We start from the raw sequence: 306 nt of genomic DNA on the forward strand, positions 1-306 counted from the left end.
GTTGAACATCCTGTAGTTGGATCAACTTCAACATCTGAAGTTTTAATAAGTGCAATGCTCGCATCAGTACAGATGGTTACAACTGTTGGGTTGTTGCCTGCATAACTTGAGTTATCCGATTCATCATCTACTTGTGTGTTGCTAGGCGTTGTACCAACTACCTTAGCTGTGTTCTCAAACTCACCTGCATTAATATCTGCTTGTGTGATAATATAGGTAGCTGTGAATGTAGTAGTATCTTCTTGCCCTGGCGACAATATTATTGGTCCTCCTGATACGGTAACGCCACCAACTAGATCACTTACC

At 41.5% G+C, this 306-nt stretch carries 1 protein-coding gene; it reads right to left on the reverse strand.

The features are described 5' to 3' along the window. The coding region (locus RT250_RS13580) for a DUF7507 domain-containing protein (RefSeq protein WP_313115433.1) at positions 1–306 on the reverse strand (306 nt) is incomplete at both ends.

This window comes from Aequorivita sediminis (assembly GCF_032080575.2).
In the GTDB taxonomy this organism is placed as follows: Bacteria; Bacteroidota; Bacteroidia; order Flavobacteriales; family Flavobacteriaceae; genus Aequorivita; species Aequorivita sediminis.